The 251-nt window shown below is 57.4% G+C and carries 1 protein-coding gene; it reads left to right on the forward strand.

What is annotated here, in order from left to right; all coding sequences use genetic code 11:
- Window positions 1-251, forward strand: a 251-nt coding sequence (locus OGX66_RS01660) for a contractile injection system protein, VgrG/Pvc8 family (RefSeq protein ID WP_286510803.1), incomplete at both ends; no start/stop codon positions are given.

Consider the following 251-nt stretch of genomic DNA (forward strand, 5'->3'; position numbering starts at 1 on the left):
CTGCGTTATCTTCACGGCATCATCACCGGCGTGGAGCTCAGGGAGAACAACGACTGGCAGATGAATTACCAGCTGACTGTTTCGCCCCCGCTCTGGCGGGCAGGGCTGCGGCAGAACTTCCGCATCTTTCAGCAGCAGGATATCCAGACTATTTCCTCCACCCTGCTTGCTGAAAACGACGTCACTGACTGGGTGCCTTCCTTTTATGAGCCCCATCCCGCCCGCGAATTCTGCGTGCAGTACGGCGAAAC

The organism is Citrobacter sp. Cf072 (assembly GCF_030334485.1).
GTDB classification, from domain to species: Bacteria; Pseudomonadota; Gammaproteobacteria; order Enterobacterales; family Enterobacteriaceae; genus Citrobacter; species Citrobacter freundii.